13 protein-coding genes and 6 tRNA genes are annotated in these 15368 nt (G+C 54.2%); 9 read left to right on the top strand and 10 right to left on the bottom strand.

The features are described from left to right. Positions 1–60 precede the first annotated feature (60 nt). The gene (cysZ, locus tag F0320_RS15570; RefSeq protein WP_126329902.1) at positions 61–822 is read right to left on the bottom strand and encodes a sulfate transporter CysZ; all 762 of its coding nucleotides are present in this window, start codon (positions 820–822) and stop codon (positions 61–63) included. A gap of 230 nt (positions 823–1052) precedes the next feature. Between cysZ and zipA the strand changes: the two genes are divergently transcribed. From zipA to F0320_RS15555, 3 genes are all read left to right on the top strand, one after another. Continuing rightward, positions 1053–2036 (top strand): cell division protein ZipA, encoded by a 984-nt coding sequence (gene zipA / locus F0320_RS15565; protein ID WP_047652629.1) that lies wholly within the window; start codon positions 1053–1055, stop codon positions 2034–2036. A gap of 69 nt (positions 2037–2105) precedes the next feature. Next, positions 2106–4121, top strand: a complete 2016-nt coding sequence (gene ligA / locus F0320_RS15560) for an NAD-dependent DNA ligase LigA (RefSeq protein WP_126329900.1) — start codon at positions 2106–2108, stop codon at positions 4119–4121. A gap of 1 nt (position 4122) precedes the next feature. Further along, positions 4123–4338, top strand: coding sequence for a DUF3820 family protein (locus tag F0320_RS15555; protein WP_003861328.1), 216 nt, complete (start codon positions 4123–4125; stop codon positions 4336–4338). Here F0320_RS15555 and F0320_RS15550 read toward each other — a convergent pair. Continuing rightward, a complete protein-coding gene (locus F0320_RS15550) occupies positions 4335–5330 on the bottom strand; it encodes a bile acid:sodium symporter family protein (RefSeq protein WP_047060698.1) in 996 nt (331 codons plus the stop codon). The two genes, F0320_RS15555 and F0320_RS15550, sit on opposite strands and share 4 nt — an antisense overlap. Positions 5331–5419: 89 nt before the next feature. On the opposite strand from F0320_RS15550, the gene F0320_RS15545 reads away from it, so the two are divergent. Beyond that, positions 5420–6355, top strand: a complete 936-nt coding sequence (locus tag F0320_RS15545; RefSeq protein ID WP_126329898.1) for a LysR family transcriptional regulator — start codon at positions 5420–5422, stop codon at positions 6353–6355. On the opposite strand, the gene F0320_RS15540 is transcribed toward F0320_RS15545, so the two are convergent. The 5 genes from F0320_RS15540 to F0320_RS15520 form a co-directional block, all read right to left on the bottom strand. Continuing rightward, positions 6352–6693 (bottom strand): FlxA-like family protein, encoded by a 342-nt coding sequence (locus tag F0320_RS15540; protein WP_047652626.1) that lies wholly within the window; start codon positions 6691–6693, stop codon positions 6352–6354. The genes F0320_RS15545 and F0320_RS15540 overlap by 4 nt on opposite strands. A gap of 188 nt (positions 6694–6881) precedes the next feature. Next, positions 6882–6957, bottom strand: a tRNA-Lys gene (locus F0320_RS15535). Between the two features lie 4 nt (positions 6958–6961). Continuing rightward, positions 6962–7037 (bottom strand) — tRNA-Val (locus F0320_RS15530). Between the two features lie 29 nt (positions 7038–7066). Continuing rightward, positions 7067–7142 (bottom strand) — tRNA-Val (locus F0320_RS15525). 41 nt (positions 7143–7183) lie between these two features. After that, positions 7184–7259, bottom strand: a tRNA-Val gene (locus tag F0320_RS15520). Between the two features lie 258 nt (positions 7260–7517). Here F0320_RS15520 and gltX point away from each other — a divergent pair. Then, positions 7518–8933, top strand: a complete 1416-nt coding sequence (gltX, locus tag F0320_RS15515; protein ID WP_126329894.1) for a glutamate--tRNA ligase — start codon at positions 7518–7520, stop codon at positions 8931–8933. Positions 8934–8975: 42 nt separating this feature from the next. Here gltX and F0320_RS15510 read toward each other — a convergent pair whose 3' ends face one another. Both F0320_RS15510 and F0320_RS15505 read right to left on the bottom strand, forming a co-directional pair. Continuing rightward, positions 8976–9368 (bottom strand): YfeC-like transcriptional regulator, encoded by a 393-nt coding sequence (locus F0320_RS15510; RefSeq protein ID WP_126329892.1) that lies wholly within the window; start codon positions 9366–9368, stop codon positions 8976–8978. Position 9369: 1 nt separating this feature from the next. Beyond that, positions 9370–9732 (bottom strand): YfeC-like transcriptional regulator, encoded by a 363-nt coding sequence (locus F0320_RS15505; RefSeq protein WP_126329890.1) that lies wholly within the window; start codon positions 9730–9732, stop codon positions 9370–9372. 217 nt (positions 9733–9949) lie between these two features. On the opposite strand from F0320_RS15505, the gene F0320_RS15500 reads away from it, so the two are divergent. The 3 genes from F0320_RS15500 to F0320_RS15490 all read left to right on the top strand — a co-directional run bounded on the left by F0320_RS15500 (position 9950) and on the right by F0320_RS15490 (position 12548). Further along, positions 9950–10025, top strand: a tRNA-Ala gene (locus F0320_RS15500). A 41-nt stretch (positions 10026–10066) separates the two neighbouring features. Beyond that, positions 10067–10142 (top strand) — tRNA-Ala (locus tag F0320_RS15495). A gap of 213 nt (positions 10143–10355) precedes the next feature. Then, positions 10356–12548, top strand: a complete 2193-nt coding sequence (locus tag F0320_RS15490) for a sensor domain-containing phosphodiesterase (protein WP_032667903.1) — start codon at positions 10356–10358, stop codon at positions 12546–12548. A 44-nt stretch (positions 12549–12592) separates the two neighbouring features. On the opposite strand, the gene F0320_RS15485 is transcribed toward F0320_RS15490, so the two are convergent. Then, positions 12593–13780, bottom strand: coding sequence for a NupC/NupG family nucleoside CNT transporter (locus F0320_RS15485; protein WP_008501591.1), 1188 nt, complete (start codon positions 13778–13780; stop codon positions 12593–12595). Positions 13781–14126: 346 nt separating this feature from the next. Between F0320_RS15485 and F0320_RS15480 the strand changes: the two genes are divergently transcribed. After that, positions 14127–15365 carry an Nramp family divalent metal transporter gene (locus F0320_RS15480; RefSeq protein WP_047652621.1) on the top strand — a complete coding sequence of 413 codons (1239 nt, stop codon included), beginning with the start codon at positions 14127–14129 and terminating at the stop codon, positions 15363–15365. Positions 15366–15368 lie beyond the last annotated feature (3 nt).

The following is a 15368-nucleotide window of genomic DNA, read 5'->3' as shown; positions in this document are numbered from 1 at the left end:
ATGGGGAACAGTATGGAATAAGGGGCGGCATAAGCCACCCCTGCTTTACACATTTTTGCATTATTTCCATAATGCGTGCTTAGCACGGTAGCAGTCGACCCACATCGCCGTCGCGCCGCAGACGGCGACGGGCATGATGAACAGATTCAGGAAGGGAATCATGGTGAACAGGCTGGTCAGTGCGCCAAACTGCATATTGGCGACCTTCTGGCTGCGCAGGGCGGTGCGCATCTCTTTAAACGGCACCTTGTGGTTATCGAACGGATAATCGCAGTATTGAATAGCCAGCATCCAGGCGCTGAACAGGAACCACAGCACCGGCGCCATCGTCTGGCCAATGCCTGGCACAAAATAGAGGATAAGCAGCACGACCGCGCGGGGCAGGTACCAGGCAAACTTCTGCCACTCGCGCTTCATGATGCGTGGCAGGTCTTTCATGATCCCCAGCACGCCCGTGTCCGGCGGCGTCGCGCCGGTAAGCCGCGCTTCAAGCTGTTCCGCCAGCAGACCGTTAAAAGGTGCGGCTATCCAGTTGGCAATCGTCGAAAAGAAGTACCCAAACACCAGCAGCACGGAGATCACCGCTACCGGCCAGAGCAGGTAGTTAAGCCACTGCAGCCAGTCCGGCACGTAACTCATCAGCGACGGGATCCAGCTCTCCAGCTTTGTGAACAGCCACCAGAACGCGCCGCCCATCAGAATAATGTTGATCAACAGCGGCAGAATGACGAAGCGTCGAATCCCCGGCAGGGAGACCAGTTTCCAGCCCTGAGAAAAATACCAGACGCCGCTGCGCGGGGGAGAAGAAGATGTTGAAACCATAGCCAGGTTGTACTCCTTTTTACACAACCAGTGGAATTGCCCGCCTATATTATCCACTTACGGAGCAATGACCAGTTCGGAAATGTTCGAAAAACCAGCAAAAAGCACGATTTCCTTCATCTTTATGCTGTGAATGCTCTGCACACACTTGCACTTGACGTAAACGGCAAATACTCTTAGTGAGTAAATGTTTGCCGTGGTGGCAAGGTGTTAGAACAACAGAGAATATAATGATGCAGGATTTGCGTCTGATATTAATCATTGTTGGCGCGATCGCCATAATCGCTTTACTGGTACATGGTTTCTGGACCAGCCGTAAAGAGCGTTCCTCGATGTTTCGCGATCGCCCACTGAAGCGCATGAAGTCCAGTCGTGACGACGATGACAGTGAAGATGACATCGACGGCAGCGACGACGACGGCGTGGGTGAAGTTCGTGTTCATCGGGTCAATACTGCGCCCGGCGCAGGCCATGGGGAGCATGAAGCGCCTCGTCCTTCGCAGCACCAGTATCAACCGCCGTATGCTTCTGCACAGCCGCGCCAGCCAGCGCCGCAGCCAGTGGAAGAGCCGGTGCGCCAGCCGCCGCAACAGCCTGTTTATCAGCAGCCTGCAGCGCCACAGCCGGTTCAACAGCAACCGGTGCAGCAGCCCGTGCCGCAACAGCCTGCTCAGCCGGTACAACAACCGCAGCAGCCTGTTCACGTACAGCCTGCGCCTCAGCCTGCTCCGGCCCCGCACGTTGAGCCTGAGCCCGTTGTAGAGCCAGAGCCGGTTGTTGAAAAACCGCAGCGTAAAGAAGCGGTGATCATCATGAACGTGGCCGCGCATCACGGCAGCCATCTCAACGGTGACGTGCTGCTCAACAGTATTCAACAGGCAGGATTCAAGTTTGGCGATATGAACATTTTCCATCGCCATCTGAGCCCTGACGGTAGCGGTCCGGCGCTGTTCAGCCTGGCCAACATGGTTAACCCTGGCACCTTTGATCCGGAAATGACCGGTGATTTCGTGACCCCGGGCGTCACTATCTTTATGCAGGTGCCTTCTTACGGCGACGAACTGCAAAACTTTAAGCTGATGCTGCAGTCCGCTCAGCACATCGCTGACGAAGTCGGTGGCGTGGTGCTCGACGATCAGCGTCGAATGATGACTCCGCAGAAGCTGCGCGAGTATCAGGACCGCATCCGCGAAGTTAAGGAAGCTAACGCGTAATAGTCGCGCTTACTTCAACTCCTCCTCAACCCCCGCCTGTCGGGGGTTTTTTCTCATTGATGGTGCGATATGGACTCAATCGAACAACAACTCACTGAACTGCGAACCACGCTTCGCCATCATGAATATCTCTATCATGTTATGGACGCGCCGGAAGTCCCGGATGCCGAATATGACCGCCTGATGCGCGAGCTGCGCGAACTAGAGGCGCAGCATCCGGAGCTTATCACGCCGGATTCCCCCACCCAGCGCGTCGGCGCTGAGCCGCTGGGCGCTTTCAGCCAGGTGCGCCATGAGGTGCCGATGCTGTCGCTGGATAACGTCTTCGATGAAGAGAGCTTCCTCGCGTTTAACAAGCGCGTGCAGGATCGCCTAAAAAGCAGCGACTCCCTCACCTGGTGCTGCGAGCTCAAGCTGGATGGCCTGGCGGTCAGCCTTCTCTATGAAAACGGCGTGCTGGTGCGTGCCGCAACGCGTGGCGACGGTACGACGGGCGAAGACATCACTACCAACGTGCGTACCATCCGTGCGATCCCGCTGAAGCTGCAGGGTGACAACATTCCCGCGCGTCTGGAAGTGCGCGGCGAGGTGTTCCTGCCCCAGGCGGGCTTCGAGAAAATTAACGAAGAGGCGCGTCGCACGGGCGGTAAGGTGTTTGCTAACCCGCGTAATGCGGCGGCAGGCTCTCTGCGCCAGCTTGACCCGCGTATTACAGCGAAGCGACCGCTTACTTTCTTCTGCTACGGCGTCGGTATTCTGGAGGGCGGCGAGCTGCCGGATACGCACCTGGGACGTCTGCTGCAGTTTAAAGCGTGGGGCCTGCCGGTGAGCAACCGCGTTCAGCTCTGCGACTCGCCGGAAGCGGTGCTGGCGTTCTACCACAAGGTGGAAGAGGACCGTCCTACGCTCGGTTTTGATATAGATGGCGTCGTCATCAAGGTGAATTCACTGGCGCTGCAGGAGCAGCTGGGCTTTGTTGCTCGCGCGCCGCGCTGGGCGGTGGCGTTTAAGTTCCCTGCTCAGGAGCAGATGACCTTCGTTCGCGATGTGGAGTTCCAGGTTGGCCGTACGGGGGCGATTACCCCGGTCGCCCGTCTGGAGCCCGTGCAGGTTGCGGGCGTGCTGGTGAGTAACGCCACGCTGCATAACGCCGATGAAATCGAACGTCTGGGCTTGCGTATTGGTGACAAAGTGGTGATTCGCCGGGCGGGCGACGTTATCCCGCAGGTGGTTAACGTCGTGGAGTCAGAACGTCCTGCCGATACGCGCGAGATCGTCTTCCCGACCCACTGCCCGGTGTGCGGCTCCGACGTTGAGCGTGTGGAAGGTGAAGCGGTGGCGCGCTGTACGGGGGGCTTAATCTGTGGTGCGCAGCGTAAAGAATCGCTGAAGCATTTCGTCTCCCGTCGGGCGATGGACGTCGACGGCATGGGCGACAAGATTATCGATCAGCTGGTTGAGAAAGAGTATGTCCACACGCCAGCGGATCTCTTCAGACTGACGGCAGGTAAACTGACCGGCCTGGATCGCATGGGGCCAAAGTCAGCCCAGAATGTGGTTAACGCGCTGGAAGCCGCCAAAGAGACGACCTTTGCCCGCTTCCTGTATGCGCTGGGCATTCGTGAAGTGGGTGAGGCGACGGCGGCGGGCCTGGCGGCGTACTTTGGTACGCTGGAGGCGCTGGAAAAGGCAAGCATCGACGAGCTGCAGAAAGTCCCTGACGTTGGCATTGTAGTCGCCACGCACGTCTTTAACTTCTTCGCCGAAGAGAGCAACCGTGAAGTCATCGGCAAGCTGCTGGAAGAGGGCATCAAGTGGCCCGCGCCGGTGGTGGTTAACGCCGAAGAGATCGACAGCCCGTTCGCCGGTAAAACGGTGGTCCTGACCGGCAGCCTGAGCCAGCTTTCACGCGACGATGCGAAAGCGCGCCTGGTGGCGCTGGGGGCCAAAGTGGCGGGCAGCGTGTCGAAGAAAACCGACCTGGTGATCGCCGGGGAAGCGGCGGGCTCTAAGCTGGCGAAAGCCCAGGAGCTCGGCATTGATGTTATCGACGAAGCGGAAATGATGCGTCTGTTAGGAGAGTAACGTGGAGAAAGAACAGCTCGTTGAGATTGCCAATACGGAGATGCCGTTCGGTAAATACAAGGGCCGCAGGCTGATTGATTTGCCGGAGGAGTATCTGCTGTGGTTTGCCCGCAAGGATGAATTCCCGGCAGGGCGACTGGGCGAGCTGATGGCTATCACGTTACTGATCAAAACCGAGGGGCTGACCCAGCTGGTTCAGCCCCTGAAACGTCCTTAAGCCTTCGCGGCGCGGGTCTCTTCCTGCGCCAGCTTTTCGGTCTGGCGCTTGTAGCGACGCGCCAGCACCGCGCAGACCATCAGCTGGATCTGGTGGAAAATCATCAGCGGCAGCACCATCATCCCAATCACCGAGGTCGGGAACAGAATATTGGCCATCGGGATACCGTTCGCCAGGCTTTTCTTCGAACCGCAGAAGACAATGGTGATTTCATCCGCTTTGCTGAAGCCGCACCTGCGTGCCACAAAGACGTTTACCGCAATCACAATCGCCAACAGGACGAGGCTGACTACCACGATAAACAGCAGCGAGCCTGCGCCTACCTTATGCCAGATCCCGTTCACGACCGCTTCGCTGAAGGCGGAATAGACCACCAGCAGAATTGATGACTGGTCGGTTTTGGAGATCCATTTTTTGTGCTTCGCCACGAACGCCCCGGTCCATGGACGGGATAGATGCCCCAGGACAAACGGGAGCAGCAGCTGCAGGCAGATTTTTCCAACCTGCTCGAGATTGCCTTCCGCGCCGTGCATGTTCATCAGCAGGCCCACCAGCAGCGGGGAAACGAAAATTCCAAGCAGGCTGGATGCCGATGCCGAGCAGACCGCGGCCGCAACGTTCCCTCCAGCGAGAGAGGTAAAGGCAATGGCGGACTGTACGGTAGCCGGCAGAATACAGAGATACAGGAAACCGGTGTAGAGCGCCGGGTCGACGTTAACCGGCGCCCACCAGGCAAACAGCACTCCGAGGATTGGGAACAGAATGAACGTGCTGCACATCACCCAGAGATGCAGCCGCCAGTGGCTACCGCCGGCAATAATCGCTTCGCGCGAGAGCTTTGCGCCATGCATAAAGAACAGCAGCGCGATGGCGGCCGTCGTCAGCCCTTCAAAAAACGGGACAAAGCCCCCGCGGGCGGGGAAGAACGAGGCCAGTAAAACGGTAACCACCAGGGTGAGCGTAAACGGATCAACAATACGAAATAGTTTCATAATGACTCCTGAAAACAGATGTCGCTATTGTGCTTTTTTCCATTTGAGAAATAAAATTGATTTATTGCATCCATTCATGAATAAAACAGATGAATTACTCCTTACGCCAGCTTCGTATTTTCGTCACCGTCGCCCACGCCCGCAGCTTTAGCCGGGCAGGGGAGACGATTGGCCTGAGCCAGTCGGCGGTCAGCCACAGCGTGAAAGAGCTGGAGAATCAGACCGGGGTGAAGTTGCTTGACCGCACCACGCGTGAAGTGGTACTGACCGAAGCGGGGCAGCAGCTCGCCCTGCGTCTTGAACGATTGCTGGATGAGCTGAACAGCACGCTCAGAGACGTGGGGAGGCTGGGGCAGCAGCTTTCGGGGACCGTGCGCGTCGCGGCCAGCCAGACGATATCAGCGCACCTTATCCCGCAGTGTATTGCCGAGGGAAATCATCGCTACCCGGACATTGATTTTGTCCTGCATGACAGGCCGCAGCAGTGGGTGCTGGAGAGCATCCGCCAGGGCGATGCGGATTTTGGTATTGTTATCGATCCCGGCCAGGCGAGCGATCTGGCGTGCGAAAGCGTACTTTCCGAGCCATTCTTGCTGCTCTGCCGTGACGACGACCCGCTGGCCACGTTGCCGGAAGTCAGCTGGCAGTCCCTGACCGGCGCGAACCTGGTTTTACAGGATTATGCCTCGGGCAGCCGTCCGCTGATTGATTCCGCGCTGGTGAATCAGGGCGTAAAGGCAACGATCGTGCAGGAGATTGGGCACCCGGCAACGCTGTTTCCCATGGTGGAAGCAGGGATTGGCATCAGCGTGTTGCCCGCCCTGGCGCTTCCCCTGCCGCAGGGGAGTCGACTGGCCGTCAGGCGATTAACGCCCGTTGTTGAGCGAAAGCTGATGCTGGTGCGGCGAAAAAATCGTTCACTCTCGGGGGCGGCGCAGGCCATCTGGGAAGTGGTGCGCATCCAGGCACAGCGATTAACCGAGGCCCGCATACGCGACCCACTGTTTAATGCATCAGACGATTAGATGTAGATATCGATCTGATGATCGTCTGACGGGTTATTCACACCTTCGACCTTGCCCAGATTTAGATCCTGCTTCTTCTGGGCCTCTTCGGCCTGCTGGCGCTGCAGCGCGGCGAGCTGCGCCTGCAGCACTTTGATCTGGGTCTGAATAAGCTCCTGCTGCTTCTTCTTCTCATCAGCGCTGCCGGTGTTGTTCGCCAGTTCTTTTAGCTGCTGAGTCAGCTTATTGATCTTGTCAATAATACTGCTGATCTGGGAAGCGATGTCGTTGCTGCCAGAAGCACCACTCCCACCGCTGCTGGTTTGAATCATTTGGGTTGAAGCCTGAATGGTCGTCATAGTATTTCCTCGCGTTATAAAACAGAGGTATCGACACCAACGGGATTAGCTTGAGCAAAACTGCCATATCTGGCAGGGAGTTACATCTATACATAATCAGTATTATTGATGCGGTAAAAGTGTACTGGAAGGCGAAAGTAGACAAACTGCAGATAGCAAAAAAGCGCCTTTAGGGCGCTTTTTTACATTGGTGGGTCGTGCAGGATTCGAACCTGCGACCAATTGATTAAAAGTCAACTGCTCTACCAACTGAGCTAACGACCCGAAATGGTGGGCGATGACGGGCTCGAACCGCCGACCCCCTCCGTGTAAAGGAGATGCTCTACCAACTGAGCTAATCGCCCATTTCGGAACTGCTGCGATAAGGTGAGAATGGTGGGCGATGACGGGCTCGAACCGCCGACCCCCTCCGTGTAAAGGAGATGCTCTACCAACTGAGCTAATCGCCCAATCTCAATTCTTATCTACACTGCGAGTCTACCGAAGTAGATGGTGGGTGATGACGGGCTCGAACCGCCGACCCCCTCCGTGTAAAGGAGATGCTCTACCAACTGAGCTAATCACCCCCGCTGTGTGGAGTCGCATTATAGGGAGAGTTGAAAATGAGTCAACGCATTTTCTAAAGTTTTTATTCGTTCGTCGTAAAATTAAACAAAACGATCGCGAAACGGGCAATGGCGCATGATTTCTAAACAAAAATCGCAAACTCGGTCACGATAAAGGGATCAACATTGAGGAATCCCCCCACAGTGATAGAATGTTGCCCATCGTTTTTTCCCCAGGATTTGCCGATTGCCGGCATCTTTATAACGTAAGGCCATTTCATGAAAATCAAAACTCGCTTCGCGCCGAGCCCGACAGGCTATCTGCACGTCGGTGGTGCACGTACCGCTCTCTATTCCTGGCTTTTCGCACGTCACAACAAAGGTGAGTTCGTGCTGCGTATTGAAGACACCGATCTTGAGCGCTCCACGCCAGAAGCAATTGAAGCCATTATGGATGGGATGAACTGGCTGAATCTGGAATGGGATGAAGGTCCTTATTTCCAGACCAAACGCTTTGACCGCTATAACGCTGTCATTGATGAGATGCTGGTCGCGGGCACGGCGTATAAGTGCTACTGCTCTAAAGAGCGTCTGGATGAACTGCGTGAAGCGCAGATGGCGAACGGTGAAAAGCCGCGTTATGACGGCCGCTGCCGACACGACCATAGCGAGCATGCTGCAGATGAGCCTTGCGTGGTGCGTTTTGCTAACCCGCAAGAGGGATCGGTGATCTTTGACGACCAGATCCGTGGCCCAATTGAATTCAGCAACCAGGAGCTGGACGATCTGATCATCCGTCGTACCGACGGTTCCCCAACCTATAACTTCTGCGTTGTGGTTGACGACTGGGATATGGAAATTACCCACGTTGTCCGTGGTGAAGACCATATCAACAATACGCCGCGTCAGATCAACATCCTGAAGGCGCTGAACGCCCCTGTGCCAGTTTATGCGCACGTTTCCATGATCAACGGCGATGACGGGAAAAAACTGTCTAAACGTCACGGTGCGGTAAGCGTTATGCAGTATCGCGACGACGGTTACCTGCCGGAAGCGCTGCTGAACTATCTGGTGCGTCTGGGCTGGGCCCACGGTGACCAGGAGATCTTCAGCCGCGAAGAGATGATCGAACTGTTCTCTCTGAGCTCTGTTAGCAAATCAGCGAGCGCCTTTAATACCGACAAGCTCCTGTGGCTGAACCATCATTACATTAACACCATGCAGCCAGAATATGTGGCGACGTATCTGCAGTGGCATATTGAGCAGGCAAATATTGATACCCGCACTGGCCCTGAGCTGGCGGACCTGGTGAAACTCCTCGGCGAGCGCTGCAAAACGCTGAAAGAGATTGCCGAAAGCTGCCGCTACTTCTATGAAGAGTTTGAAGAGTTCGACGCGGACGCCGCGAAGAAACACCTCCGTCCGGTTGCGCGTCAGCCGCTGGAAGTGGTGCGCGACAAGCTGGCGGCCCTTACCGAGTGGACCGCTGAGAATGTGCATCAAGCGATTCAGGCGACGGCAGACGAGCTGGAAGTCGGTATGGGTAAAGTCGGCATGCCACTGCGCGTTGCGGTGACCGGGGCGGGGCAGTCTCCGGCGCTGGATGTGACGGTTCACGCGATCGGCAAGTCACGCAGCGTGGCGCGCATTAACAAGGCGCTGGACTTTATCGCTGAACGTGAAAATCAGCAGTAATTAGGCCCCAGATAAAAAACGGCAGGTTATCCTGCCGTTTTTTTATGCCTCTTTTTCCGCGATGCCGAGCCGCGTAAGAAAACCGTCAATGCCTTCTCGTTTCAATAACGCGTCCAGACGCTTCTGCTCTGACGCAGTCATACTCTCCAGCGTCTCAATAATGCCCGGAGACAGGTTTGAAGAGGGTTCACTGTATGACGCGGTGACTTCAGCGAGATGGTAAACCGCCTGACGGTTACGGATCGCCGGGAGGCTCATAATATGTTCCTTCACGCGCGCATCGACATGAATGAGCCGCGCGCGACCGCCTTTCACGCCGTTGAGCCCTTCAGTTTTCCACCCCTGCTGGCGTATCCAGCGATTAACCGTTTGTCTGGCAACGCCCAAACTCTCCGCCAGCTCTTCCGTGGTCATTTTGCTGCGTAATCTTTTCATATCAGTCCCGATCGCGTATCCCTAAACGTTGCAACAAGCCGGTGATCCCTTCCCGTAATAACAGCGATGTCATCTGCTTCTGCTCTTCTGGCGTCATTTCATTGGCCAGCGTCAGGAGCAGCGTGTGAAGCGAACGGTCATGACCGACGCCTTCAGGCAGTTCGGACGTTTCACTTGCCCGACGTGCGCTGCGGATAAAGTCACGGACTTTTTCGTTCACATGTACCAGGCGAGCTTTCCCGCCCTGGACGCCTGGTTTTGGTGATGTAATCCAACCCTCTTTGCGTACCCATTTATTGATGGTCTGGCGGCTATAGCCAGTGAGAAGGGCTAACTCTTCTGGCGTCATTCGTTCCTTGATCATGCAATTTCCTGAATATCAGTGGGGTTAATTAACGGCTCATTTTATAGCACCGTTTTACGTGAAAACGTGACAGGCTTAACTCCTGACTGCGAGCAGGCTCGCAAAGTGATTCATTTGCATGAATTTTCGGCGATTGAATGGCTGGGATTGATTTTGCCGTTGACACTCCGCGGCGGAATTCATATTATGCCGCCCGTCAACATGACAGCTTTACGATGGGGCTATAGCTCAGCTGGGAGAGCGCTTGCATGGCATGCAAGAGGTCAGCGGTTCGATCCCGCTTAGCTCCACCAAACTCTGAACCCAACAGAGTGCGGTCAGTAAAGTCACATGTGGGGCTATAGCTCAGCTGGGAGAGCGCTTGCATGGCATGCAAGAGGTCAGCGGTTCGATCCCGCTTAGCTCCACCAAAATTGTAAACCCTCGTCGAAAGACGAGGGTTTTTTTTATGTGTTTGTAACACACTCTCCTGCATTTTGTTATCAAAAAGAAGGTATTCCCGTACCTCACCTCAATCGGCATCAATTAACCAGTCTAAAAATAGACTTGAACTTGATTCGCGCAATTAATAAACCTATTATCCATCCGGTCAATAATTCTCTCGGAAAATAACGCCCAGGTTAATGAATAGAAAAGCTTACAATAATGTAAAGATATTTATGATTGCTCTGGCTTTATGCCTGATTGCGGTACCTGTCTCCCGTTATCTCTCTCCCCGCGCAATTGTTAATGGTCACGACGTTTATTTAGCATGGTTACCTTTAAGCGTGATGCTGGCGGTAATCCTGCTATTTGGACGCAGGGCTATTCTTCCCATTTTGTTAGGTTTTACTGTCACTAATTTATTCTATGTAAATTTAGCACCGCTACAATATTTAGTATTACTGTTCTGTCAGACCTTTGCGTTGTTCGCGGCGTGCGGCCTTCTGCGTATCATGCTGGGTAAGCGTTGGCGTTACTGCATCCCTAACAAGCACATCGGATTACGGATATTCTGGCTCGGTTTTATGGTGCCAATAGGGATTAAGCTCTCAATGTATTTGGCAGGCTATTTGTTTGATTTTCCGGTGACAATTTCGACATTTTTCGGCGAAGGAACGGTAATTTATAACGTTGTGGATATACAAAGCCTGATATGTGCAGCATTGATTTTTACCATGATGTTCTATTACCCGTTAAGAATGATAATTAATCCTCGTTATGCAATGAGCTTCTGGCGACGAAGCGTGAAGCCCGTGTTTTTTCACAAGAATTCATTATATATTTTTGCCTGGCTGGTGCTTTTAAGTTTCATTCTCATCATTTTATGTGGTCCTTTTGAATCTCCCGTCATTGCGGGCTATTTGATGCCGCTGATTTTTATTCTTTTTACCTTAGCGATAAGCCGACTGACCTATGCGTTGATTTCTCTGCTCTGGGCTGTATCTGCGCTCCTGCTGTTGACCTACAACTACAACTTCCTTAACGGGGTGGAATCGGGCCATTCGCTCTCTTTTATTCTGTCCGTGCTTATCTCGTTCGCGATCTGTCTGCTTTACATGTCGCGCATTTACCAGCGCAGCGAGTGGCTTAAGCGGGGCTGGCAGGGGAGGGCGCTCACCGATCCGCTGACCGGATTGCCCAATATTCGTGCGCTTGAAGATTATCTGGAGATTCACCCGGATGCAAAAGTGAGCATTCTGCGTATGGATAACCTGGAATTTTTGAGTCGCCACTATGGGATCCTGATGCGGGTACACTGCAAACGCACGATCGCCACGTCGCTGCAGCCTCTCCTGCAAAAAGATGAGACGCTCTTCCAGCTCCCTGGAAGCGAGCTTGTGCTGGTATTACTGGGCCCGGGAACCGCTGAGCGCCTTCAGCATATGGTTGATCGGCTGAACAGCCGTAAGATTTTCTGGAACAACACCGGGCTGGATATTGAATTTGGCGCGTCCTGGGGAATGGTGGAAAACGGCGAAAAGTTGCACCACACGCTGGGGCAACTGAGCTGGCTGGCCGAGCAATCCTGCGGAACAACAAACAACGTGCTTGCGCTCACGAATAGCCTCGAGGCGGCATCAGGGCAAACGACAGAGCGAGTCCTGATGCTGGCGCGGATTAAGCATGCTCTGGAGGCGGGCCAGTTCCATTTGTACGCGCAACCGATCCAGAAGGCGGACGGGAGCGGCTACTACGAAATTCTGGCGCGTATGGAGAGCGAGGGCGAGATCTTCACTCCAGACCGCTTTATTCCGTTGATTGCCCAGTTCAACCTCAGCCACCGGTTTGATATGTGCGTCATGGAGAAATTACTGCTGTGGCTGCGCGATCACCCTTCAACGCAGGCTGGCGCCCGTTTCTCCGTCAATCTGATGCCGCTCACGCTGATGCAAAAAGAGGTGGCGACCGAGATTTGCGCGCTCTTTGAACGCTACGGCGTTGCGCCTCAGTCTGTCGTGATTGAGATTACCGAAGAGCAGGCCTTCTCAAATTCAGGCTGCAGCATCCACAATATTCAGCAGCTGCGGGATTACGGTTTCCGGATTGCCATTGATGATTTTGGTACCGGCTACGCCAACTACGAGCGCCTCAGACGCCTGCAGGCGGACATCATTAAAATTGACGGCTGCTTTATTAAAGACATTTGTACTGATGATATGGATGCGATGATCGTGCAGTCGATGTGTAATCTGGCGAAGACGAAATCGCTGTGCGTCGTAGCGGAATACGTCGAAACACCGGCGCAGCGGGAGATGCTGCTTCGTTTCGGCGTGGATTATCTGCAGGGCTACCTGATAGGCAAACCCAAGCCGCTCGAAGAATTGCGGGCATAAAAAAACCGGGAGCCAGGCTCCCGGTTTTTGTTTAACGCTATAGGTTAGAGCACCAGTGCCGCGATAGAAGCAGACAGGACGCTCACCAGCGTAGAGCCGTAAACCAGCTTCAGGCCAAAGCGAGAAACCACGTTGCCTTGTTCTTCGTTCAGACCTTTAATCGCGCCCGCGATAATCCCGATGGACGAGAAGTTCGCGAAGGAGACCAGGAACACGGACAGAATGCCTTCCGCGCGCGGAGAAAGCGTGCTGGCAATTTTCTGCAGATCCATCATCGCAACGAATTCGTTAGAAACCAGTTTGGTTGCCATGATACTGCCCACCTGCAGCGCTTCGTGAGCCGGAACACCCATCACCCAGGCAACCGGGTAGAAGATGTAGCCCAGAATACCCTGGAAGGAGATACCCAGCACCGCTGCGAACAGGGCGTTCAGCGCAGAAATCAGCGCAATGAAGCCGATCAGCATGGCGGCAACGATAATCGCCACTTTGAAACCGGCCAGAATGTACTCACCCAGCATTTCGAAGAAGCTCTGGCCTTCGTGCAGGTTAGACATCTGGATGTTCTCTTCGCTGGCATCAACGCGGTACGGGTTGATCAGCGACAGAACGATAAAGGTGCTGAACATGTTCAGAACCAGCGCCGCAACAACATACTTTGGCTCCAGCATGGTCATATACGCGCCCACGATAGACATGGAAACGGTAGACATTGCGGTTGCCGCCATGGTGTACATGCGGTTGCGGGACATTTTGCCGAGAATATCTTTATACGCGATGAAGTTCTCAGACTGACCGAGGATCAGGGAACTGACGGCGTTGAAGGATTCCAGCTTGCCCATGCCGTTCACTTTGGACAACAGGAAACCAATTCCACGAATAACGAACGGCAGAACGCGGATGTGCTGCAGAATACCGATCAGCGCGGAGATGAAGACGATAGGGCAAAGAACCTTCAGGAAGAAGAACGCCAGGCCTTCGTCGTTCATTTTACCGAAGACAAAGTTGGTCCCTTCATTGGCGAATCCGAGCAGTTTTTCAAACATTTCGGAGAAGCCTTTCACGAAGCCGAGGCCTACGTTGGAGTTCAGGAAGAACCACGCAAGTAATACTTCAATGACCAGCAGCTGGACAACATAACGGATACGAATCTTTTTGCGGTCTGTGCTGACCAGCAATGCAAGTGCAGTAACGACAACAAGTGCCAGGACAAAATGAAGGACGCGGTCCATATTTGCTCCAAATATGAGGCAGGTTTAATTTTCGTGCACATTCTATGTAACAAGCGAAAAGAAAACGAGATCGAGGACACACTATAGTTACATCCTGTGACGAGTCTCAAAAATAGTGATCCACAATACATTTTTGTTATGTTAGGTAAATGAGTGAAAAGTTAAGTTTGTGTGCTAGTCTTCACAAAAGCGCGCGCAATTCAGTTTCTGTTTGAACGCCCACTTACCCGCCCGTCTATCGTTCAAAGCTATCAGAGAAATCACTGTAAACATCATAAATGATCTTGATAATCATTCTCATTTTGATAGCATTAAACATAGCAAAGGCTATATTTCAGAGGCAGAAATGACAAACAGTCGCGTAGAGGGTAGCAGTGGCAGAGCCGCGCGCAAGTTGCGGTTCGCATTAATGGGACCTGCGTTCATCGCTGCCATTGGCTATATCGATCCAGGTAACTTTGCGACCAATATTCAGGCCGGGGCCAGCTTCGGCTATAAGCTGCTTTGGGTGGTCGTCTGGGCTAACCTGATGGCGATGCTGATTCAGATGCTCTCTGCAAAGCTGGGAATTGCCACGGGTAAAAACCTGGCAGAGCAAATTCGCGACCATTATCCGCGTCCGGCCGTCTGGCTCTACTGGGTTCAGGCGGAAATCATCGCCATGGCCACAGACCTCGCTGAATTTATCGGCGCAGCGATCGGCTTTAAACTGATTCTGGGCGTGTCGCTGTTGCAGGGGGCGGTACTGACCGGGATTGCCACTTTCCTGATCCTGATGCTGCAGCGTCGTGGTCAAAAACCGCTGGAGAAGGTTATCGGCGGTCTGCTGCTGTTTGTCGCGGCGGCCTATATTGTCGAGCTGATTTTCTCACAGCCGAACCTGGCGCAGCTCGCTAAAGGAATGGCAATCCCAAGCCTGCCAACCTCGGAAGCAGTGTTCCTGGCCGCTGGGGTACTGGGGGCGACCATCATGCCGCATGTGATTTACCTTCACTCCTCGCTGACCCAGCATCTCCATGGTGGAACGCGCAAAGAGCGTTACTCCGCTACCAAATGGGACGTGGCGATTGCCATGACCATCGCGGGGTTTGTCAATCTGGCGATGATGGCTACCGCTGCCGCCGCTTTCCACTTTAACGGCCACACCGGTATTGCCGATCTCGACCAGGCCTATCTCACGCTTGAGCCCTTACTGAGCCATGCTGCCGCCACGATATTTGGTCTCAGCCTGGTGGCTGCCGGTCTTTCTTCTACGGTGGTGGGCACGCTGGCAGGCCAGGTGGTGATGCAGGGGTTTGTCCGCTTCCATATTCCGCTGTGGGTTCGTCGCTCCGTTACCATGCTGCCGTCATTTATCGTGATTCTGATGGGGCTCGATCCTACGCGAATTCTGGTTATGAGCCAGGTGCTGCTGAGCTTTGGTATCGCGCTGGCGCTGGTGCCGCTGCTGATCTTTACCAGCAACAAAAACCTGATGGGCGAACTGGTTAACTCAACGCTGGTGAAACGGACCGGGTGGGCCATCGTGGTGGTGGTCGTTGCGCTGAACCTGTGGTTGTTGGTGGGAACCGCACTGGGTCTTTAACAA

The organism is Enterobacter dykesii, from assembly GCF_008364625.2.
GTDB classification, from domain to species: Bacteria; Pseudomonadota; Gammaproteobacteria; order Enterobacterales; family Enterobacteriaceae; genus Enterobacter; species Enterobacter dykesii.
This window is presented reverse-complemented; position numbering and strand designations above follow the sequence as displayed.

Coding starts and splice junctions, on each gene's coding strand:
- cysZ (WP_126329902.1), bottom strand. CDS start 822: ATGGTTTCAACATCTTCTTCTCCCCCGCGCAGCGGCGTCTGGTATTTT.
- zipA (WP_047652629.1), top strand. CDS start 1,053: ATGATGCAGGATTTGCGTCTGATATTAATCATTGTTGGCGCGATCGCC.
- ligA (WP_126329900.1), top strand. CDS start 2,106: ATGGACTCAATCGAACAACAACTCACTGAACTGCGAACCACGCTTCGC.
- F0320_RS15550 (WP_047060698.1), bottom strand. CDS start 5,330: ATGAAACTATTTCGTATTGTTGATCCGTTTACGCTCACCCTGGTGGTT.
- F0320_RS15545 (WP_126329898.1), top strand. CDS start 5,420: ATGAATTACTCCTTACGCCAGCTTCGTATTTTCGTCACCGTCGCCCAC.
- F0320_RS15540 (WP_047652626.1), bottom strand. CDS start 6,693: ATGACGACCATTCAGGCTTCAACCCAAATGATTCAAACCAGCAGCGGT.
- gltX (WP_126329894.1), top strand. CDS start 7,518: ATGAAAATCAAAACTCGCTTCGCGCCGAGCCCGACAGGCTATCTGCAC.
- F0320_RS15510 (WP_126329892.1), bottom strand. CDS start 9,368: ATGAAAAGATTACGCAGCAAAATGACCACGGAAGAGCTGGCGGAGAGT.
- F0320_RS15505 (WP_126329890.1), bottom strand. CDS start 9,732: ATGATCAAGGAACGAATGACGCCAGAAGAGTTAGCCCTTCTCACTGGC.
- F0320_RS15490 (WP_032667903.1), top strand. CDS start 10,356: ATGAATAGAAAAGCTTACAATAATGTAAAGATATTTATGATTGCTCTG.
- F0320_RS15485 (WP_008501591.1), bottom strand. CDS start 13,780: ATGGACCGCGTCCTTCATTTTGTCCTGGCACTTGTTGTCGTTACTGCA.
- F0320_RS15480 (WP_047652621.1), top strand. CDS start 14,127: ATGACAAACAGTCGCGTAGAGGGTAGCAGTGGCAGAGCCGCGCGCAAG.